The following is a 21105-nucleotide window of genomic DNA, read 5'->3' as shown; positions in this document are numbered from 1 at the left end:
AAAATTTTGAGAAATCTTGCAGAATGGGTGGTTTTTTAGCAAGCGGACATCGCAGTTGTGTTGAAGTTTAAAGAAATAAAAAAACCAGCAATCGCTGGTTTTTTATTTTTCAGAACTTAATCATTGTTGGAGAATGTCTAGGATCAATGACTGCCTCAACCGAAATTATATTTTGCAAAGAGCTTAGTAGGAAAACAAGCTTTTTTCTAAAGGAAATTCAATTCCAATCGATGCACCAATATCATTGTCATGTAGGTCTGAATCGCTGATCCAGCCATTTAATTTTAGTGGAATATCGGGGCGTAAATAATGCGTCCAGCTCAAATCAACAGCTTTTAATTCATCCTGCGCTGGAAAAGCATGATTAATAATACCTCTATCAGGTCGATTAGCTGCTTGGTCGAATTTTGCAAATAGGATGCGTGTATTAAGTTGGTTTAAAGGATCAAAACGTATATCACCACCCACAGAAATCATTTGACCATCACCACCCATCGCATGTGCTAATGGGTAACCATGCTGGTAAAAACCATCGGTATAATTGGTGTGATTATAAGAAATACCTTGGACCTTGCCATTGGTGCGGGTGTCTGCCCATTCGGTATATAGCTGGAAAGGCATATTATTATAGCTAGAAGAATAATCGACCCCAGCCAAATACATTTTTTTGGCTGGTAAGCCACCGGCTTCATCTTCACCAATATATTGTGCATACATCTCCATTGGGACTTGCAGCAATGGTTGTAGATTTAAGCGTGCATCAAAACCGGCGACTTGATTGGATGGGTTAGGTTCATCTGTGCCACCATTGTCTTTATTACCGACAAAAGCATCCCAAAGTGAGCTCAGGCTTTCAGGTCGTCCTTCACCTCCCCATTGAATAGCACGTGATGCACCCAGCTCCAAATAGGGTAAAGGTTGTGCAGTAACACGTAAGCCAATTAATTTAGCATCAGGTACAGCATCATAGTCATCCAGTTGTCCGGCAAAGGCTTGATATTGCCAAGGTCCAATCCAGGATAGCCATTTGTTTGCAAAAGCATTCTGTTCGGCACGCTGCATGGTCACACCATATACAGGACGACTGGTATCACCTCGAATTAAGCTACCATCATGGCCGGGTCCCAATAGGTTGGAATTTGTCCAGCAATCAGCCATTGACTCCACAATTTACCTGCGAGATAAGACCCTTCAACAGAGAGCACTATCACACCCTGCCTCGAGCAGAGTGTGATATCTAAGTTTATAATGAATTAGTCATTGTCTTTATTCGCGGTATAAGCATAAGCATAATTATAACCATAGCTACCTGCCGCCCCTTTTTGTACATCATTCAGAATCACGCCATTCACTTTGACATTGGCCTGTTCAAAACGATTCACAGTGATTTCCAGCTCTTTGATTTGTGTTTTACCATGACGGGCAATCAATAAATTTACACCCGCATATTGCGCAATAATAATACCATCGGTCACTGCAAGGACGGGTGGCGTATCAATCAGTACATGATCAAAATGAGCAGATGCCTGATCTAGGAAAATTTTGAATTGATCTGTACTTAATAGTTCAGACGGGTTAACCGGACTCTTACCTCGTGTCACAAAAAACAGGTTATCTACAGTTGAATTTTGTACTACCCCTTCATAGCTATTTTGGTGATTTAATAATTCCGCTAAACCTGGCTGTACCTCGGCGTTAAAGTACTTATGCAAATAGCCCCGACGCAGATCACCATCAATGACCAGAACCCGTTTTCCTCCTTGCGCTAAAATAGTAGCAAGGTTAGTGGTAATAAATGATTTGCCAATTTCAGGTGCAGGGCCAGAGATGGCAATCACATTATTGGTCGCATTCATTAAGGCAAAATGAATTGCTGTTCGCATGCTACGGAGACTTTCAATCGCGATATCACTGCTATCTTTAACCGCAAGAATAGGAATATTCTTTTTCTTCTTTAATAGTTTAATACGACTTTCTTGAATAACAGAGCGCGGTACAGTGGCATAGACTGGCAGATCAAGCTCATTTTCAATTTGCGCTGCGTCTTTAATGCCTGAACGCATCATATTTCGTAATAGTGCAATTAATACTCCAATAAAACCACCAGCAAAAATTGATAAAATTATTGTAATTAATGACTTGGGTTTAATTGGCTTAACGGGTTCAACAGCTTGGTCAATAACTCTGACATTACCAATTTCACCAGCCTCTGCAATTTTCAATTGCTGATAACTATTTAATAATGCGGTATAAAGCTCAGTATTTACTTTTACATCTCGATATAGCTGTAAATATAATCGTTGTGTTTCTGGTAAACGCTTAATAGACTGTGTCATTTCTGATGTTTTCTGACTAATTTCAGCAAGTTGAGCATTAATGGCTGACATTAGAGGGTGATCAGGGGTATATTTTGAAGAAAGTTCCGCTTGCTGTTGTTGTAATTGGATTTTCATCTTTTCCAGTTCAACATTTTGCTTTAACATTAACTCGGCTTCTTGAGTTACATCAATAGTATTGTATTGCTCACGGAAACGGTTGAACTTGATTTCTGATTCCTCAAGTTGCTGTTTAAGTTCCGGCAGCTGTTTGTCTAAAAAATTTAAAGTTTGTTTAGATTCTAAAGACTTGCGTTGAATATTTTGTATTTGATAGACGGATAAAATATTATTCAGAACTTGAGTAATATGTTCCTTATCATTGCCATTATAATTTAGACCAATAACACCGGAGTTTTTCCCTCTCTCTGCTACACCATAGTCATTTTTTAAGAATTGCATTGCTGTAGGTAGTGCAAGTTTAGTAATAGTAAATGTTTCTTTAAACGGAGACTTATTAAATATTACAACTTCCCAAAGTCCCTTAGAGTCTATGGCTTGATTGCTCGAATTCAATTGACCTTTAAATATCACTTCATCTTTATAAGAGAAAGTAAACTGGTTGTTATCCGTGAATTTTAACTCTAATTTTTTATCTAGATAGTAATTTGGAATTTTTAATGTTTTGATTAAGAAGGCTTGATTTTCTTTTTGGAAAACCACCATATCCTTTTTATAAAGAACTTCAGCTTTGTCGTTTTTAATCAGACGATTAAATAAAGTATTACTATTATCTTTAATTTGGATATCAAGGTGCAAATTTTGAATCGTTTGTCCCAAAATCATGCGTGAGTTTAATATTTCAATCTCAGCATCTGCGGGAGATTTCCCCCCCATTTCCCCTGGAATAGCATCACTCAACCCACCCAAGAGGGCAGCAGCTCCAGCGCCTTTATTATCCTCTACTAGAACCATTGCATCAGCAGAATAAATTGAGGGAGTAACACGTAAATAAAGTAATGCGAAGGTTAAGCTCAGTATGATACAAAGCGCGATCACTTTCCATTGTGCAATTAACGAAAAAAATAATTCTTTTAAGTCAATGGTATCGTCATTAGTACTTGAATTTTGATTCATGGATAAACTACTAGATAAAATTAAATATGTGATTGCCAATCCGAAACATAAGATTCGATGTTATTACATGTTTCTTCAAAAAATGCTTGATCGAGCTTATAAGGATCAGGAACATTCTGATCTTGCCAATGTCCTAAACGAAATACTTTACCTTTAGCAAATGGCCAAGTCTTTTCTATATGTTTTTGTTGATTTGAACTCATCACTAAAATTAAATCTGCAGTTTTGATTAAGTTGGCATCAATTTGTTTTGCGACATGTGAGCTCATATCAATTGATTTTCTTGCCATACTTGCAATGGCCTTATCATCAGCACTATGGCCTACCATGGCAGAAAGACCAGCAGACTCAATATGTAAGTTAGGATGACTTTTCTTGAGAAAAAACTCACCCATTGGACTACGACAAATATTTCCCACACAGACGACTAAAATATTCCGAATTTGCATATTTTATTTACCCAGTTGGTCAAAGCTATAGAGTGCACTAGAGAACGGAATAATCTGGTTAACAATACGTTGCCAGCGCGTTAATCCAGTCGCATCAATATAAACGATGTCATTTTTTTTCATTTCGAATTGATTGGCTAAGCCCAAATTACCAAAACTGCTTAAATTCAAGTGATACACAGTGGACTGCTTGGTGGCTAAATCGGTGCGCATTACATAGATTTTAGCCGCACTTGCGGAGTAAGGATTAATTCCTTCACTTTCACCCAAAACATCACTTAGGGTCATACCTTGTTCACGTAAAGCCAGCGCTTGGCTTTTACTCGACTCACCCATAACATAAAGCTTTTGATTCTGTTTAGTATTCACAAAAATAGTATCATTCGGTTGAATCAGTAAATTATGTAAAGATAGGCCTTGTTTCTCTAGTTGTAGTACATTGAGGTCAAAAGTTTGACCCTCCCGGATCAATTGAATATTGGTATTGTCACCTGTTTCAGTATTAATACCACCTGCCTGTCCGAGTGCTGTATAGATGCTAATGGGCTGATCATTTAGCGTATATTGGCCACTACGCATGACTTGTCCATTGACAAAATAGCGACGACCTTCATAAGACAATACTCGAACCACCACATCAGGGTGTTTCAAATAGCGTGCAAATTGACTGCGTAAAAAACGATTGGTTTCAGCCAGTGTTTTCCCGGCTACCCGTACCTGTCCCACTAAAGGTAATTGTATGTTGCCACTAGAGTCTATGGGATAACCTGCAGCTTTTACATTTGAAATATCCTGAATAGGGGGGGTGATTTCTGGGTAGGCCCAAAGTTGGATTGAGAGAACATCACCAGCAGCTAAACGGTAAATGTGCTGCTTATTATTAAATAAATGATAAATAGAATTTGAATTCTGAATATGATTGAACAAGTGACTAGGTAAATTATTCTGGGTTAGCTGAACGACGGTGAGTTGAGCCCCTTGATCTGTTTGGTAAGCACCTTGTGCAGGGAGGTCATAGGTTTGTAAACCAGAGGTAACAGCACAGCCTGTAGTTGAGATGCCACATACCAATAAAAAAGCCATTTGAAAGTGTCGCACAAGTTTTCCTACATGTTAATTTGTTAAATTCATTTTAGATTGAAGCTATTCTACCCAACTTATGAGGTGAATATATAACAATTTGTGACTTTGTTGCTAATTCTAATAGGTAGTGAAGGAGTAAGCATCCGCTGAACCCCATAGCCATTTTTTAATTTTGATCGGGTTTCCAGCGGTGTTGCAGTATCCTTCTATTTGGGGCGCTTTATGCGTCGGCAGCCTTTTCAGCACATCACTTAAATAAGCATGGACTGCTCTCAGTATCCTAGACATGAGACAGCCTCATTTTGAAGCTGCCTCAAAGGCTTCTGGACTCATCCCGTCGAGATGCAAATGACGCCTGATTCGATTGTAAAACATCTCGATATAATCAAACACATCTGCACGGGCCATTTCTCGTGTTTTATAGATTCGCTTTTTAATTCTTTCCCTTCTTCAAGCTGCTAAAAAAGGATTCAGCAACAGCATTGTCCCAACAGTTGCCCCTCCGGCTCATACTTGGAACCAAGTTATGCTTCTGACAGAATTTCTGCCAGTCTCCACTGTTGTATTGTGAACCTTAGTCTGAGTGTATGATCACTGGATCACTGGATCACTGGATCACTGGATCACTGGATCACTGGATCACTGGATCACTGGATCACTGGATCACTGGATCACTGGCTCTGCGTCGCCATACCTCCATAAGAAGTGCATCCAAAACAATATCCTTGGCAAGCGTAGGTTTCATTGACCAACCGATGACTTTCCTTGAATATAAATCAAGAACTACAGCCAGATATAACCAGCCTTGCCAAGTACGGATGTAGGTAATATCAGTCACCTGAGAAACACTGTTTCGTAAAGTATCAGGTGTGTTTACAATAAACTCTCGATTTAAGTGATTGGGTGGCACAATATGACGACGACCACGACCATAGCTTTTATGCTTCTTATATCCTCGAACAGCGGCAATACCATTGTTCTTCATGATCTTCAGCACACGATTAGGCCCGCAGCTTTCACCCAATTCTTTTAGATCCAGCGTAATGCGACGATAACCATAGATGCCATAACTGGCCTCATAAGAAGAACGGATGAGCTGTAATAACCGCTTATCTTCAATAGTCCTGCCTGATTCGAGTCCATGTAACCAGGCATAGTAACCAGCACGAGCGATCTTAAGGACCCGACACATCGTTTTAATCTTAAATTGATGGCTGTATTCCAGGATAAACTGATACTTCACTCGGGCAGGCTTGCAAAGTACCTTGCGGCCTTTTTTAAGATATCCCGTTCCTCTTCAGTCTGTTTAAGCTGACTTTTAAGACGTAGGATTTCTTTCTTTGCTTCGAGTAGTTCATGTTCATCAGAGTTGTTACGTAAAGGCTGTACCGCCTTTAGCCATTTATAAATGCTGTGCTGTGATACACCTAAACGCTCTGCTACATTAGTGACAGAATATCCATGTTCAGTAATCCATTTAACAGCTTCATCTTTAAATTCTGGGGTATATCTTTGCCCACTCATCAGGTTCTCTCCTATGCAAAAAGAATAGACGAAATTTGTCTAGGATACTGGGAGCAGTCCAAAAAGACGGTATGTGTGTTCAGAATTTTGGTGGTTATTCACTTTCTTAAATAAAAGTATAATAAAATACTCAGTAAAGTGATTCCATTTATCACTTTAGTTTATATTGTTAGATTCATCAAAATTTAAGGTTTAGATTGATGCTAAAGCTCTCGGAAGTGAAAGTTGCCATTATTGGATTAGGCTATGTCGGTCTACCGCTAGCTGTTGAATTTGGTAAAAAAGTTCCGGTTGTGGGCTTTGATATTTATCAAAAACGTATTGATGAACTCAAATCTGGTAAAGACCATACATTGGAAGTCTCTCTTGAAGAACTCGCTCTATCGACACAGCTGGATTACAGCTCAAATTTAGAAGATTTAAAAGATTGTAATTTCTTCATTGTGACTGTGCCAACACCAATTGATAAATTTAAACAACCTGATTTAATGCCACTAGTAAAAGCATCTCAAAGTATTGGTAATGTATTGAAAAAAGGTGATATCGTAGTTTACGAATCAACTGTTTACCCAGGTGCAACAGAAGAAGTCTGTATCCCTGTGCTTGAGCAGGTGTCAGGTTTGACATTTAACCAAGACTTCTTTGCAGGTTATAGCCCTGAGCGGATTAACCCAGGTGATAAACTTCACCGTGTGACCAATATTCTTAAAATTACTTCAGGCTCCACTCCAGAAGTTGCTGATTTTGTCGATGAAGTCTATAACTTGATCATTGAAGCAGGCACACATAAGGCACCAACCATTAAAGTCGCTGAAGCGGCAAAAGTGATTGAAAACACCCAGCGTGACGTTAACATTGCCCTGATCAATGAACTGGCTGTGATCTTTAATAAAATGGAGATCGACACCGAAGCAGTACTTCAAGCGGCAGGGACGAAATGGAACTTCTTGCCATTCCGTCCTGGTCTTGTGGGGGGACACTGTATTGGCGTCGATCCATACTACCTAACCCATAAAGCGCAGTCGATTGGTTATCATCCTGAAATTATTTTGGCGGGTCGTCGTCTTAATGATGGTATGGGGGCTTATGTGATGACTCAGCTTGTTAAAGCCATGATCAAGAAAAAGATTCAGGTTGAAGGTGCTAAAGTTTTAGTCCTTGGTTTAAGTTTTAAAGAAAACTGCCCGGATATTCGTAATACCAAAATCATTGATATTGTTCATGAGCTTCAGGATTATCATATTCAAGCTGATGTCTATGACCCATGGGTGAATGTATCAGATGCGGAGCATGAATATGGGATTACCCCTGTCGAGGCACTGGAAAATGGTCAATACGATGCTGTGATTTTGGCGGTTGCACATGAGCAATTTAAAGAGATGGGTGCAGAAGCTATCCGTGCACTGGGTAAAGCCAATCACGTATTATATGACTTGAAATATGTATTGAGTCGGTCTGAATCTGACCTTCGTTTATAATAGGACATACCCCATGCATCAATATCAACAGGTATGTGAGCAACTGCAAGCTCAGCCGAAAACCTGGCTCGTGACAGGTGTTGCTGGTTTTATCGGATCCAATCTTCTAGAAACTTTACTGAAGCTTGATCAAACTGTGGTGGGTTTAGATAACTTCGCTACTGGTCATCAGCATAACCTAGATGAAGTAAAAAGCTTGGTGTCTGCTGAACAATGGTCGAAATTCCGCTTTATTGAAGGTGATATTCGTCAGTTTGCAGATTGCCAAAAAGCCTGTACAGGTGTGGATTATTTACTGCATCAAGCCGCACTCGGTTCAGTACCGCGCTCGATTGCCGACCCCATCACCACCAATGACACCAATATCAGCGGTTTTTTAAATATGCTGACTGCGGCACGTGATGCAGGTGTTGCCAGCTTTACCTATGCGGCCAGCAGTTCGACCTATGGTGATCATCCTGCATTGCCAAAAATCGAAGAGAATATTGGCAATCCATTGTCTCCCTATGCTGTGACTAAGTATGTCAATGAGTTATATGCCGATGTGTTTGCACGTAGCTACGGTTTTAAGGCGATTGGTCTGCGTTACTTTAATGTCTTTGGCAAACGCCAAGATCCAAATGGTGCTTATGCAGCGGTGATTCCAAAATGGACGGCTTCCATGATTGCTGGCGAAGATGTTTTCATCAATGGTGATGGTGAAACCAGTCGTGATTTTTGCTTTATCGATAATACCGTGCAAGCCAATATTTTGGCGGCAACGGCATCGGACGAGGCTAAAAATCAGGTCTATAACGTCGCAGTCGGTGACCGTACCACATTGAATGACTTATATCGTGCCATTCAATCTGCGCTTGCGGAAAATGATGTGCAGTTTGAGCGTGATCCTGTGTACCGTGATTTCCGTGCAGGGGATGTGCGTCATTCACAAGCCAGTATTGCTAAAATTCAGCAACACTTAGGTTATGCACCTAAGTTTGAAATTGCCGAAGGCATTCAACTGGCGATGCGTTGGTATGTGAACAACTTAGAATGATCTTAAACAGATGATTGCGAAACTCTTCGCAAAGTATCAGTCGATTGGGCTGATCACATTAAGTTTACTGGCAGGTGCGATAATGACATTTATCGCACTTCCTGTTTTAACACGCCTGTATTCTGTTGCGGACTTTGGTGCGTATGGCATTGCCTTGGCGCTTGTCAGTGTTTTATCTACTATTGCCAATTTACGCCTAGATCAAGCTTTATTGGTCGCTGAGGAACAGGATAAAAAAAGCCTGATTTTTGAAGGGTCGGTGTTCTCAACTGTTATTGCTGTTGTTAGTGGCATCGTTATCAGCTTTATTTTAAATATTGAAATGGCAGGTGCAGTGGCGACAGGCATACTTGCAAATACGCTGATTCAAAGTCTGTATAATTATCACTTTTCAGCACATCAAGAATATTTCTGCGCAGGCTTAAATATTTTTAGAAGTGCAATCGTCGTGGCGGTTCAACTCTCTTTACCACTAGTGATGCAAATTAGTTTGGTCAATAGCTACAACGTCAGCTCCATTATCATGATTGTGGCGGTGCTGATCTATTTACTGAAACATCAATTGTATCAAGTGAGTTGGCAGGTATTTAAACATTACAAAGATTTTATTTATGCCAATACACCACATGCGTTGCTGAATAGTTTTTCGCATAACTTGCCCTACTATGTTGTGTCGCATTTTGTCGGTGTACAGGCGATGGGTTTCTATGCCATTGTCGAACGGACTTTGCGTGTACCGATCAATCTGATTTCGCAAACCTTGCGTCAGTTCTTTATTCGCAAATTTAAAAACACCGAATCCAATCAAAATGTCTTAAAGGCGAGTGTACTGCTTAGTCTGGTTTCACTACCTTTATTTGCCATTTTCTTCATTCTGCCTGAATCTTTATATTTATGGGTTTTTGGCAGTGAATGGGTGGGTATTTCGAGCTATTTCCAAATTTTAGCTTTGGGCTATTGGGCGATTTTCTGTAATCCACCAAGCTCGGCTTTTCTGATTGCTAAGCGCAACAGCCAAGTGTTATTTAAGTTGCAAATCGTAGAACTCATCATTAAGTTCGCTTTATTTGCAGGCTTCTATGCTGTCTTTGCTGATAAAGTGTATATGTTACTTGCGGTGCCTGTGGCATTAATTTTCTATAACTTTGCCATTTTATATGTAGTGTGGAGAAAAAAAACTGATGTTTTTTAAAGTCTTAAAATACATGAATTGGTTTGCTTCACAGTGCCGTAAAGTGATGTACAACATGGCCTTTGGCACTAAGTTTCGCTATTTCGGCAAAGGTTGTACCGTCGATATTCGTGGAAAAATGCAGATTGGCAACAATGTCTATATTGGTGATCATGTCAGCTTAATTGTTGAAAATGGTGCGGTGCTTGAGATTGCCGACAACAGTTTTATTGGTGAAAACTGCTATATCAAATGCTTCGGTGGTAAGGTTTCAATTGGTAAAGATGTCAGCATTAATTCCAAGTCGTATATCAATGGTTGTGGAGGTGTGACCATTGGTGATAACACCCGTATTGGCACGCAAAGCATTATTATTGCGAGCAATCATAAATTTGGTGAGCCTGATCTGTTGGTGAAAGATGCGATTACCAAGCAGGGCGTGAGTTTAGGGAAAAATATTTGGCTTGGTGCACGAGTTACGGTACTTGATGGTGTAACTATTGCCGATGATAGCGTGATTGGTGCTTGTAGTTTGGTGTCTAAACCTTTGCCTGAATCAGGGGTGTATGTCGGTATTCCAGCCAAAAAAATCAAATCTGTGTAAAGTGCTATGCATATCGTAAAACATATTTTCAGCGTAAAATATTCAGCTTAATTTTCTCCCTTTTGATTTTCTGATCCTGACATAGGTCATGCGTATGGCATTTATGGTTTCTGCTTTTCGACAGCTGTTTGATCTTGCTTATTTTATGGCAAAGGGCAGTGTGGCATATGCACGTAAAAAGGGGGTGAAAATTGGTGAAAACTGCCGAATTTATATTAAAAATTGGGGCTCAGAACCGTTTTTAGTCTCAATTGGTGATCATGTCACGGTGACTTCAGGCGTGAAATTTATTACCCATGATGGCAGTACCTGTTTAGTCAAAGATGAGCAAGGGAAACGCTATCAACGCTTTGCCCCGATTCAAGTGGGTTCGCATGTCTTTATTGGTGTGAATAGCATTATTATGCCGGGCGTGAGCATTGGCTCAAATGTCGTGATTGGTGCAGGTTCGGTGGTGACCAAAGATATTCCTGACCATAGCGTGGTGATTGGTGTACCTGCCAAAGTGGTGTCGAGCTTTGCTGATTATCAAGCCAAAATTCAAAGCATCTGTGCCAGTGATAGCGACTTGGTTGGCATCACCGATTACCGTGCCCGTGTGGAACGTGCCATGTCGATTCAAGCCTCAAAAAACCATCTTTAATATTCTCCCATTTCATAAAGTTTAGGTCTGCATATGTTGAATAAAGTCATGTTCTTTTTGCCAAGCTTGGGCGGTGGCGGTGCAGAACGTACGGTCATTCAACTGGCGAACAGTTTTGCTGAACAAGGACTTAAAATTCATTTAGGCGTATGTGACCTGAATGGCGATAAAGCCAAGCTGTTACCCGAAGTGAGTTCTAAAATTGAATTGGTCAATTTTAATTGCGGTCGGGTGATGAATAGCATCACGCCTTTAAAAATAAAAATGAAAGCTGAGCAATATGATTGCTTAGTGGCCACGCAAACCCATACCCATATTGTGGCAGGGATTGCGAAAAAACTCTCAGGTGTTGCAACACGTTTGATCTTCCGTGAAGTATCTACGCCGTCAAAAAATATAAAGTTGCAAGGCATTGCTAAATTTGTGCTGAAAACTTTGGTGAATTGGACCTACCCCATGGCACAGCAAGTGGTCTGTGTTTCTAAAGGGGTAGAAGCTGATTTTCGTGAATATTATGGCTATAAAAATAATAATTTGAGTACCATTTATAACCCTGTATTGGACGATGCCTATTTTGGAAAACTCAAAGCGCCAGTCACACATCGCTTTTTTAATAATGACCATAAAGTGATTTTGGCAGTGGGGCGTCTCACTGAAGCAAAGAACTTTGGTTTTCTGATCCGCTCCTTTAAAGCCTTGCATGATCAGCATCCTGAAACCCGATTATTGATTTTAGGTGAGGGTGAACTGCGTGCAGAGTTTGAGGAGCTAGTGGCGGACTTGGGTTTAAAAGACGTGGTGGATTTACCGGGCTTTGATGCTAATCCATACGCTTATTTTAAATATGCATCGCTATTTGTTTTAAGTTCAAATTGGGAAGGTTTACCTGGGGTACTGATTCAGGCACTGGCTTCTAAAGTGAAGGTGGTCAGTACCGATTGCCCAAGTGGACCAATGGAAATTTTAGACCATGCAAAATTTGGCTTATTAATCGAATGCAATGATCAAGTTGGCTTGATGCAAGCCATGCAACAGGCAATTTTTGCAGATTATGTGCAATATCAAGAAGCTGATTTTGAAGCGCATATTCAGCAGTTTCATAAGCAAACCGTACTTAAGCAGTATTTGCGTATGATGGAGTCTGCAGCATGAGCAAACCGTTAATGGTACATGTGATTACCAACTTTGCGGGCGTGGGGGGGGCAGAGATGATGCTGGCACGTTTGATTCAATACACTGAACACCAATACGAACATGTGATCATTGCTTTAATGAAAACATCAGAGGTGTATCAAAGTACTTTAGATCGTTGTCAGGCGCATTATGCACTGGATTGGAATGGCATAAACACATTGGGTACGGTAAGCAAACTGCGTACATTGCTTAAAAAACTACAGCCTGCAACGGTGCAATGCTGGATGTACCATGCCAATGCGTTGACCAGTCTCAGTGTCATTGGTTTAGCGAGAAAACCCAAAGTTGTGTGGGGTATTCATCATTCGCTTGCTTCTCCCAAAGATGAATCGATCAGTACCAAGATTGCCTTGGGCTTAAGCAAAATACTGTCCCAACAAGCCAGTGCCATTATTTATTGTGCGCATTCGTCTATGCAGCAGCATCAGGCCTTTGGCTTTCAAAACCCAAATATCCAAGTGATTGCCAATGGCGTGTTTTTAGATCAATTTCAGCCCAATCCTCAATTGCATGAACCAACCGTGATTGGTTTTGCAGGGCGCTATCACATAGCCAAAGGCTATCCATACTTATTTGAAACCATGGGCTTGCTGAGAGATAAAAACATCATCTTTAAAGTCGCAGGTGGCGGTGCAAGCTTAGATAACGTGGAAGTGAAAGCTTTATTTGAGCAGTATCAACTAGATGCTCAAAAGGTACATTTGCTTGACCAAATCTCGGACATGCCTGCCTTTTATCAATCCATTGATGCATTCCTCATGACTTCGATTACCGAAGGTTTTCCGAATGTATTGGTCGAAGCAATGGCATCAGGTTTGCCATGTATCAGCACCGATGTGGGCGATGCCAAATATATTGTGCAGGATTTAGGAAGTATCGTTCCACCACGTAATGCGCAAGCTTTGGCGGATGCCATTTTAGCCTATACACAAAAATCAGAAGCAGAAAAACAAAGCTTAAAACAGGCGACGCGTGAACGGATAGAGCAGAACTTCAGTATTGAAACTGTCGGTCATCAATATATGCAGGTGTGGAGCCAACAGGCATGAAGTTTTTAATGATCAGCAGTTTTTTGCCATCTGTACTCAATTTTCGTGGCAAGTTATTAGAAGCGATTTCTGTGCAAGGTTATGAAATTCACATCATGGCGCCTGAATTTGCATCATTCCCCGAAGAACAGCAAAAACTGCAAGCCCTGGGCTATCATCTGCATGAGATTCCCATGCAGCGTACCGGCACCAATCCACTGGCTGATTTAAAACTGTTAAAACATATCTATCGGCAAATTCGTCAAATTCAGCCTGACTACTTGCTGTCCTATACCATTAAACCGGTCATTTACGGTACCTTAGCGGCTTGGCTTGCGAAAGTACCGCATCGTTTTGCCTTAATTACAGGTTTGGGCTATGCCTTTCAAAATGTGGAATCTGGCAAGCGTAGTTTTTTTCAAAAGCTGGTGCATGGCTTATATGCTCAAGCGCTCAAACGTAGCGACAAAGTCTTTTTCCAAAACCCAGATGATTTAAAGTTATTCCAAGACATGCATTTGCTTGATGCCAATAAACCAACTGTGGTGGTGAATGGCTCAGGTGTGAATGTGCAAGCCTTTGATGTCATGCCTTTACCAAAAAGTGAACAAGGGCAGGTCAAAGCCTCATTTTTACTTATTGCACGCCTTTTGGGTGATAAAGGTGCGCGTGAATATGCTGAATCGGCACGTATTATCAAAGCACAGTTTCCTAAGGCGGAATTTCATTTGGTCGGTTGGATTGATGATAATCCATCAGCTATTTCTAAAGCCGAACTCGATGAATGGATTGCCGATGGTCGCCTCAAATATTGGGGTAAACTGAGTGATGTGCGTCCTGCAATTGCTGCCAGTTCGGTTTATGTGCTGCCATCCTATCGTGAAGGCACGCCACGTACGGTATTAGAGGCGATGGCTATGGGACGGGCGATTATTACCACCGATGCACCAGGTTGTCGTGAAACGGTATCGCACGGTGTGAATGGTTATTTGGTTGGAGTGAAGTCTGTAGATGATTTGGTGCAATGCATGCAATACTTTATTGAAGATCCAGAACTGATTGAGTATATGGGGCAGCGTTCGCGAAAAATTGCGCTGAATAAATATGATGTGCATCAAGTGAATAAGCACATGATGGCTGAAATGGATATCCATTAAAGGCGATTCACCCAATTTAAGAGGCGATCCAGATGACCTTAAAATATATAAAAAGTGATTTATACCGTTATACCGGTCATGTCAGTTTGAAAACCTTTTTGAAAACTTATTTTTTCAATCGTGGTTTTAATTTTTCATTTTGGCTGCGTTTAGCCAGTTCAAAAACTGTATGGGCAAAGTTGGCTTATCCTATTTATTATTATAAAAAAAAGCAGTACGGCATTGATATTCATACCACGACTCAAATTGGCTACGGCTTGTTTATTGGGCATGGCGGGCCGTTGGTCGTTAATCCGACAACCGTGATTGGCAATAATGTGAATTTATCGCAATTTACCACCATTGGTGCAAATGGCGGCCGTCAAGCTGCAGAAATTGGCGATAATGTTTATATTGGGCCCAATGTCTGCATCATTGAGCATGTCAAAATTGGCAATAATGCCACTATAGGTGCAGGAAGCGTTGTGACAAAAGATATTCCTGAAAATGCAACTGCGGTAGGAAACTACGCGAAGGTCATCAGTATGAATAACCCAGGTCATGCAGTCAATCGTCGTTGGACAGATCTCTAAACGGCTATATGGTTTGGCAGCTTTTAGAATGGGTACGACTTGAATCCCTATGATGTTGAAATATTTTACAAATCTGATGGTATCGAACAGGGTATAATTATTGCTAGATATGGATACCATTTTCCCATCTTCTTCTAATCTTAAGAGTGAACCATGTTAAAGCGCTTATTGGATATTGTGATTGCATCATCTGCACTGGTGCTGCTGTCTCCTGTATATGCTTTTGTGGCATATAAGGTGCGAAAAAATTTGGGTTCACCTGTGTTATTTCGTCAGGTACGTCCGGGGCTCAATCGCAAACCTTTTGAAATGATCAAGTTCCGTACCATGAAGGATGCATTGGATGCTGAGGGTAATCCATTACCGGACAGTGAGCGTTTAACCCCATTTGGTAAAATACTGCGTGCCACCAGTTTGGATGAAATGCCTGAACTGTGGAATGTGATTAAAGGTGATATGAGTATTGTCGGTCCACGTCCATTACTGATGGAATATCTGCCTTTATATAATAGCGAGCAAGCCAAACGCCACAACGTGCGTCCGGGCATTACTGGTTATGCACAGGTGAATGGGCGTAATGCCATTTCATGGGAAAAGAAATTCGAGCTGGATACATGGTATGTGGAAAACCAGTCACTATGGCTCGATTTTAAAATTATGCTGAAAACAATAAAAAAAGTCATTGCCAAAGATGATATCAGTGCCGAAGGCGAGGCGACCATGAGCAAATTTACCGGCACACCGGAACAAAAATAATGACCAAACTCTTTGCGATTTATGGTGCTTCAGGTTGTGGGCGCAGTTTGATGCCTGTTGCACGTCAGCAATTGACGCGTGAAAAAAGTATGTTTGAAATTGTCTTTATTGATGATGCTTTAACAGAGTTTGATGTGGTAAATGGTCATCGTGCCATGAATTACTCAGCATTTTTAAATGAATCAGCCTCTGAAAAATACGTGCAAATTGCGATTGCCAATAGTCGTGTACGACAAAAAATAGCGAATCGTTTAGAACTCGATGGGATTCAGCTTTGGTCGATCTGCGCGGATAATGTGATTTTAATGGATGAGGTAAAAATCGCAGAAGGTTCGGCTTTAAGTCCATTTGTTACGATTACCTCGAATATTAAAATCGGTAAATGCTTTCACGCCAATTTATATAGCTATGTGGAGCATGATTGTGTGATTGGGGATTTCGTTACCTTTGCACCAGGCGTAAAATGCAACGGCAATATTCATATTCACGACCACGCCTATATTGGCACAGGTGCCATGATTAAGCAGGGCACGCCTGATCAGCCTTTAGTGATTGGCAAAGGTGCGATTATCGGGATGGGCGCCGTGGTCACCAAAAGTGTGCCTGCAGGCGTTACTGTGGTTGGGAATCCTGCTCGTATTGTGACGAAAAAATAGATTTTTAAACTCGATTTTTAGACTAGGAAAACTCCATGTTAAACAGTGCATTTGAGCCTTGGCCAAGCTTTACCCAAGCAGAAGCCGATGCGGTATCAAAAGTCCTTTTATCCAATAAAGTGAATTATTGGACTGGTCACGAATGCCGTAAATTTGAAAAGGAATTTGCACAGTTTGCAGGAACAAAACACGCCGTTGCCGTGGCCAATGGTACAGTCGCACTGGATGTAGCATTAAAAGCCTTAGGTATTGGCGTAGGTGATGATGTGATTGTTACCTCACGTACGTTTTTAGCTTCGGCAAGCTCGATTGTGACTGCAGGTGCTAATCCTATTTTCGCTGATGTAGAGCTGGATTCACAGAATATTTCTCCACGTACTATTGAAGCAGTGATTACGCCGAATACCAAAGCGATTATTTGTGTGCATTTGGCAGGTTGGATGTGTGATATGGATCCGATCATGCAATTGGCCGAGGAAAAAGGCCTCTATGTGATTGAAGACTGTGCCCAGGCACATGGTGCAATGTACAAAGGCAAATCAGCCGGCTCGATTGGTCATATTGGTGCATGGTCCTTCTGTCAGGACAAGATCATGACCACAGGTGGTGAAGGGGGCATGGTCACCACCCAAGATGAAAGTCTTTGGAAAAAAATGTGGTCGTATAAAGATCACGGCAAAAACTTTGATAGCGTGTATAACAACCAACATCCGCCGGGATTCCGCTGGCTGCATGACTCATTTGGCACCAACTGGCGCATGATGGAAATGCAGGCGGTGATTGGCCGATTGCAATTGAAACAAATGCCCGAATGGACAGTAAAACGCAATGCCCATATGGCACGTATCCAAGCGGCGTTTGAAAATAGTCCGTATTTTACTGTAGCTAAACCCTCTAGCGACTATGTACATGCCGCATATAAATGTTATGTGCAAGTCAATGTCGAGGCTTTACCTGAAGGTTGGTCACGTGACCGCATCATGGCAGAAATCAATACATTGAATGTGCCCTGTTTTAGCGGCTCGTGTTCAGAAGTGTATTTAGAAAAAGCTTTTGAGGGTACACCGTGGCGTCCAGAGACACGTTTAGCCAATGCAAAAGCCCTAGGTGAAAGTAGTCTGATGTTCTTGGTGCATCCGACTTTATCTGAGCAAAGCCTGCAAAAAACTGTCGATGCGATTCAAAGCGTGATTACGCAGATTCAAACTGAAAACAGCGTATAATCACGCTGTGCTATTTCAGCAGATATAACCGAGCTTCAATGAAAGATTTTATTCGTTCCATTGCTTCCTTACCGCGCCGCCAAAAACAAGTGGTTTTGGTGACCATGGATGTGTGCATGTTGCCACTGATGATGTGGCTTGCTTATGCCATTCGTTTGGCACGTCCAAATGTCACGGTGATGCAAGGGCTTGAGGCTTGGTTTATCTATGTTGCGATCTTTGGCGTATCGGTTTTTGCTGTGCTCGGGATTTACCGTGCCATCGTGCGCTCATTTAACGAAGATTATCTACTGCGCATTTCGATTGGCACATTCGTTCAAATTGTCGCTTTGTACGCCATTAAAAAATTAGATGTTGCGTTTATTCCAATGAGTATTCCGCTCATGTATGGCTTTATGCTGTTTTCATACATGTGGTGGAGTCGTGCGGTCATTCGCTATGCGACACTCAAAACTTTTGCCAAAAAACAAACCCGCAAACGTGTGGCAATTTATGGGGCAGGGTTGGCAGGACAACAAATTGCTGCTGCTTTAAATCGTTCCGATGATTATATACCCGTGTGTTTTATTGATGATAAAAAATCCTTGCGTGGTCAATCTTTAAGTGGTTTAAAAATTTACTCACCGAAAAAAGCGCAAAAGAAACTCGGTAAATTTGGTATTGAAGAAGTCTTGCTTGCCATGCCATCGGTGGGTCGTGCCCGTAAAAAGGAAATTATTGAATCCTTTGAAGCCACTGATGTGAAAATCATGGAATTACCAGGGGTGACCCAACTGGTCGATGGTAAAGTTAAGGTTTCTGATATCCGTGAAGTGGATATTATTGATTTACTTGGACGTGATTCTGTACCACCGAAGCCAGAACTCTTAGAAAAAAATATTAAAAATAAAGTGGTGATGGTGACTGGGGCAGGGGGCTCGATTGGTTCCGAACTCTGTCGTCAGATTGTAAAACATCAACCGAAAATGCTGGTGCTTTTTGAAATGTCTGAATTTGCATTGTACTCGATAGATCGTGAATTACAGGTTTCAGGCATTGAGGTAATTCCAGTTTTAGGCTCTGTCACCAATCAGCAAAAATTGGAACGTATATTGCAACAATATGCTGTACAAACGGTGTATCACGCTGCGGCGTATAAGCATGTGCCACTGGTTGAAGCCAATCCTTTTGAAGGGATTTATAATACCTCGATCGGTACGCAGCGCAGTGTTGATGCCGCTGTAGCACAAGGTGTGGGAACTTTTGTACTCATTTCAACCGACAAAGCCGTACGACCAACCAATGTGATGGGTGCATCGAAGCGCATGGCTGAGTTGTATTGTCAGGGATTGGCATCAACGAATCCTAAGACACAAATCAGTATTGTGCGCTTCGGTAATGTTCTGGGTTCATCGGGTTCTGTTGTACCACTTTTTAAGAAACAAATTGCGCAAGGTGGTCCAGTAACGGTAACCCATCCTGAAGTGACCCGTTACTTTATGACCATTCCTGAAGCTGCGCAGTTGGTCATTCAAGCAGGGGCTATGGGCACAGGAGGGGATGTGTTTTTGCTTGATATGGGTGAGTCGGTGAAGATTGTGGATTTGGCACAGCAAATGATTCGTCTTAGTGGCTTCCGGCCTATTGATGAAAATGGGGTGGGAGATATTGAGATTCAATTTACAGGGCTTCGTCCGGGTGAAAAGTTGTATGAAGAATTATTGATTGATCAAAAACGTGTTGAAAAAACGGAGCATGAGCGGATTTTGAAGTCTTATGAAAAGTGTTTTTTATTCTCTGACATTCACGAAGCTTTTCTTTTATGTCAGGAAATACGTCGGAAAGAAAATTTGTATGAGTTGACTCAATTATTTATTACATTTGTAGATGGTTATATATTAAACGGAAATGATCCATAAGTTAAAAGAGAATGCTTTAATTTACAACTTTTCATGACTAGTGACTGTTATAATGAAATTGTTTAATGCTGAATATTATTAATGGCTTTATAAAGTTGGTTCTATAATTTAGGGTATATATGAAAATTCTAGTGACAGGTGGTGCTGGTTTTATTGGATCAGCAGTTGTAAGACATATTATAAAAAATACTAATAACCAAGTTCTGAATATAGATAAGCTCACTTATGCGGGGAACTTAGAGTCTCTTAAAGAAGTGGATCAAAGTGAGCGATATCATTTTGATCAAATTGACATATGTGATGCCGAGGCTTTAATAAATGCTTTTGAACAGTTTAAACCAGATTTAATCATGCATTTGGCTGCAGAATCTCATGTTGATCGTTCAATTGATGGGCCTGCAGAGTTTATCACTACCAATATTGTAGGGACATATACGCTTTTAGAGGTGAGTCGTAAATATTGGTTGAGTTTGAATGAAGAAAAAAAACAAGCATTCAGATTCCACCATATTTCTACAGATGAAGTATATGGTGACTTAGAGGGTACGACAGATTTGTTCACTGAAACTACATCTTACGCACCTAGCTCACCTTACTCTGCAAGTAAAGCTAGCTCTGACCATTTAGTACGAGCATGGCAACGTACTTATGGGTTGCCGACGATTATCACCAATTGTTCAAATAATTATGGTCCTTATCATTTTCCTGAAAAATTGATTCCTTTAGTCATTTTGAACGCTTTAGAAGGTAAGGCACTTCCAATTTATGGTAAAGGTGATCAAATTCGTGATTGGCTATATGTAGAAGACCATGCTAGAGCATTATATAAAGTGGTCACTGAAGGTGTTGTCGGAGAGACGTATAACATTGGTGGACACAATGAAAAACAAAATATCGAAGTCGTAAAAATGATTTGTAAGATTTTAGATGAGTTGAGACCTCAAGCGAATGCAGATCCTTATGAAAGTTTAATTACTTTTGTGAAGGATCGTCCAGGGCATGATTTACGTTATGCGATTGATGCAACTAAAATCGGCAATGAGCTAGGTTGGAAGCCTGAAGAGACTTTTGAAACTGGAATTCGCAAAACTGTTGAGTGGTATCTCAATAATAGCGAATGGGTAAATCGCGTTAAAAGTGGCGAATATCAATCTTGGTTAGCGAAGCAATACTAGGAGTTG

General features: G+C 40.9%; 17 protein-coding genes and 2 pseudogenes. 14 read left to right on the top strand and 5 right to left on the bottom strand.

Going from position 1 to position 21105, the window contains the following annotated elements; genetic code table 11:
- Positions 1-183: 183 nt before the first annotated feature.
- The 5 genes and pseudogenes from WFH18_RS03710 to WFH18_RS03690 all read right to left on the bottom strand — a co-directional run.
- Positions 184-1202: pseudogene (locus WFH18_RS03710) on the bottom strand (capsule assembly Wzi family protein); the annotation flags it as partial.
- A 51-nt stretch (positions 1203-1253) separates the two neighbouring features.
- The gene (locus WFH18_RS03705) at positions 1254-3452 is read right to left on the bottom strand and encodes a polysaccharide biosynthesis tyrosine autokinase (RefSeq protein ID WP_336754611.1); all 2199 of its coding nucleotides are present in this window, start codon (positions 3450-3452) and stop codon (positions 1254-1256) included.
- Between the two features lie 20 nt (positions 3453-3472).
- Positions 3473-3901 (bottom strand): low molecular weight protein-tyrosine-phosphatase, encoded by a 429-nt coding sequence (locus tag WFH18_RS03700; protein ID WP_180040393.1) that lies wholly within the window; start codon positions 3899-3901, stop codon positions 3473-3475.
- Between the two features lie 3 nt (positions 3902-3904).
- A complete protein-coding gene (locus WFH18_RS03695) occupies positions 3905-4984 on the bottom strand; it encodes a polysaccharide biosynthesis/export family protein (protein WP_336754619.1) in 1080 nt (359 codons plus the stop codon).
- A 297-nt stretch (positions 4985-5281) separates the two neighbouring features.
- Positions 5282-6508: pseudogene (locus tag WFH18_RS03690) on the bottom strand (IS3 family transposase).
- Between the two features lie 200 nt (positions 6509-6708).
- On the opposite strand from WFH18_RS03690, the gene tviB reads away from it, so the two are divergent.
- The 14 genes from tviB to rfbB all read left to right on the top strand — a co-directional run bounded on the left by tviB (position 6709) and on the right by rfbB (position 21099).
- Positions 6709-7986: a Vi polysaccharide biosynthesis UDP-N-acetylglucosamine C-6 dehydrogenase TviB gene (gene tviB, locus WFH18_RS03685; RefSeq protein ID WP_253173256.1), complete on the top strand. Its 1278-nt coding sequence runs from the start codon at positions 6709-6711 to the stop codon at positions 7984-7986.
- A 13-nt stretch (positions 7987-7999) separates the two neighbouring features.
- Positions 8000-9022: an NAD-dependent epimerase/dehydratase family protein gene (locus WFH18_RS03680; protein ID WP_004647657.1), complete on the top strand. Its 1023-nt coding sequence runs from the start codon at positions 8000-8002 to the stop codon at positions 9020-9022.
- A 10-nt stretch (positions 9023-9032) separates the two neighbouring features.
- Positions 9033-10214, top strand: coding sequence for a lipopolysaccharide biosynthesis protein (locus tag WFH18_RS03675; protein WP_336754610.1), 1182 nt, complete (start codon positions 9033-9035; stop codon positions 10212-10214).
- A 13-nt stretch (positions 10215-10227) separates the two neighbouring features.
- Complete coding sequence (locus WFH18_RS03670) at positions 10228-10797, top strand: acyltransferase (RefSeq protein WP_227554990.1); 570 nt, start codon at positions 10228-10230, stop codon at positions 10795-10797.
- Positions 10798-10891: 94 nt separating this feature from the next.
- Positions 10892-11440, top strand: coding sequence for an acyltransferase (locus WFH18_RS03665; protein ID WP_058952439.1), 549 nt, complete (start codon positions 10892-10894; stop codon positions 11438-11440).
- Between the two features lie 33 nt (positions 11441-11473).
- Positions 11474-12592: a glycosyltransferase gene (locus tag WFH18_RS03660; RefSeq protein ID WP_253173258.1), complete on the top strand. Its 1119-nt coding sequence runs from the start codon at positions 11474-11476 to the stop codon at positions 12590-12592.
- Positions 12589-13683 carry a glycosyltransferase gene (locus WFH18_RS03655; protein ID WP_336754609.1) on the top strand — a complete coding sequence of 365 codons (1095 nt, stop codon included), beginning with the start codon at positions 12589-12591 and terminating at the stop codon, positions 13681-13683. Before WFH18_RS03660 ends, WFH18_RS03655 begins: the two co-directional genes overlap by 4 nt.
- Complete coding sequence (locus WFH18_RS03650; RefSeq protein WP_336754608.1) at positions 13680-14819, top strand: glycosyltransferase family 4 protein; 1140 nt, start codon at positions 13680-13682, stop codon at positions 14817-14819. The genes WFH18_RS03655 and WFH18_RS03650 overlap by 4 nt, the downstream gene beginning before the upstream one ends.
- A gap of 32 nt (positions 14820-14851) precedes the next feature.
- Positions 14852-15391 carry a serine O-acetyltransferase gene (locus WFH18_RS03645; protein WP_336754607.1) on the top strand — a complete coding sequence of 180 codons (540 nt, stop codon included), beginning with the start codon at positions 14852-14854 and terminating at the stop codon, positions 15389-15391.
- Positions 15392-15544: 153 nt separating this feature from the next.
- A complete protein-coding gene (locus tag WFH18_RS03640; protein ID WP_336754606.1) occupies positions 15545-16147 on the top strand; it encodes a sugar transferase in 603 nt (200 codons plus the stop codon).
- On the top strand, positions 16147-16803 hold the full coding sequence (locus tag WFH18_RS03635) for an acetyltransferase (protein ID WP_336754605.1): 657 nt from the start codon (positions 16147-16149) through the stop codon (positions 16801-16803). The genes WFH18_RS03640 and WFH18_RS03635 overlap by 1 nt, the downstream gene beginning before the upstream one ends.
- 35 nt (positions 16804-16838) lie before the next feature.
- Positions 16839-18026, top strand: a complete 1188-nt coding sequence (locus WFH18_RS03630; protein ID WP_336754604.1) for a DegT/DnrJ/EryC1/StrS family aminotransferase — start codon at positions 16839-16841, stop codon at positions 18024-18026.
- Positions 18027-18064: 38 nt separating this feature from the next.
- On the top strand, positions 18065-19924 hold the full coding sequence (locus tag WFH18_RS03625; protein WP_336754603.1) for a polysaccharide biosynthesis protein: 1860 nt from the start codon (positions 18065-18067) through the stop codon (positions 19922-19924).
- A gap of 119 nt (positions 19925-20043) precedes the next feature.
- Positions 20044-21099 (top strand): dTDP-glucose 4,6-dehydratase, encoded by a 1056-nt coding sequence (gene rfbB / locus WFH18_RS03620; protein WP_336754602.1) that lies wholly within the window; start codon positions 20044-20046, stop codon positions 21097-21099.
- Positions 21100-21105: the final 6 nt, after the last annotated feature.

This window comes from Acinetobacter sp. USHLN143 (assembly GCF_037145695.1).
Classification (GTDB): domain Bacteria; phylum Pseudomonadota; class Gammaproteobacteria; order Pseudomonadales; family Moraxellaceae; genus Acinetobacter; species Acinetobacter fasciculus.
The sequence above is the reverse complement of the archived record's forward strand: the minus strand, read 5'-3'. Positions and strand labels throughout refer to the sequence as shown.

Bases quoted from the DNA above. Each gene is read 5' to 3' on its own strand.
- WFH18_RS03640 (WP_336754606.1), top strand. From the start codon at position 15,545: ATGTTAAAGCGCTTATTGGATATTGTGATTGCATCATCTGCACTGGTG.
- tviB (WP_253173256.1), top strand. From the start codon at position 6,709: ATGCTAAAGCTCTCGGAAGTGAAAGTTGCCATTATTGGATTAGGCTAT.
- WFH18_RS03650 (WP_336754608.1), top strand. From the start codon at position 13,680: ATGAAGTTTTTAATGATCAGCAGTTTTTTGCCATCTGTACTCAATTTT.
- WFH18_RS03680 (WP_004647657.1), top strand. From the start codon at position 8,000: ATGCATCAATATCAACAGGTATGTGAGCAACTGCAAGCTCAGCCGAAA.
- WFH18_RS03625 (WP_336754603.1), top strand. From the start codon at position 18,065: ATGAAAGATTTTATTCGTTCCATTGCTTCCTTACCGCGCCGCCAAAAA.
- WFH18_RS03645 (WP_336754607.1), top strand. From the start codon at position 14,852: ATGACCTTAAAATATATAAAAAGTGATTTATACCGTTATACCGGTCAT.
- WFH18_RS03630 (WP_336754604.1), top strand. From the start codon at position 16,839: ATGTTAAACAGTGCATTTGAGCCTTGGCCAAGCTTTACCCAAGCAGAA.
- WFH18_RS03635 (WP_336754605.1), top strand. From the start codon at position 16,147: ATGACCAAACTCTTTGCGATTTATGGTGCTTCAGGTTGTGGGCGCAGT.
- rfbB (WP_336754602.1), top strand. From the start codon at position 20,044: ATGAAAATTCTAGTGACAGGTGGTGCTGGTTTTATTGGATCAGCAGTT.
- WFH18_RS03700 (WP_180040393.1), bottom strand. From the start codon at position 3,901: ATGCAAATTCGGAATATTTTAGTCGTCTGTGTGGGAAATATTTGTCGT.
- WFH18_RS03670 (WP_227554990.1), top strand. From the start codon at position 10,228: ATGAATTGGTTTGCTTCACAGTGCCGTAAAGTGATGTACAACATGGCC.
- WFH18_RS03705 (WP_336754611.1), bottom strand. From the start codon at position 3,452: ATGAATCAAAATTCAAGTACTAATGACGATACCATTGACTTAAAAGAA.
- WFH18_RS03660 (WP_253173258.1), top strand. From the start codon at position 11,474: ATGTTGAATAAAGTCATGTTCTTTTTGCCAAGCTTGGGCGGTGGCGGT.
- WFH18_RS03675 (WP_336754610.1), top strand. From the start codon at position 9,033: ATGATTGCGAAACTCTTCGCAAAGTATCAGTCGATTGGGCTGATCACA.
- WFH18_RS03695 (WP_336754619.1), bottom strand. From the start codon at position 4,984: ATGGCTTTTTTATTGGTATGTGGCATCTCAACTACAGGCTGTGCTGTT.
- WFH18_RS03655 (WP_336754609.1), top strand. From the start codon at position 12,589: ATGAGCAAACCGTTAATGGTACATGTGATTACCAACTTTGCGGGCGTG.
- WFH18_RS03665 (WP_058952439.1), top strand. From the start codon at position 10,892: ATGGCATTTATGGTTTCTGCTTTTCGACAGCTGTTTGATCTTGCTTAT.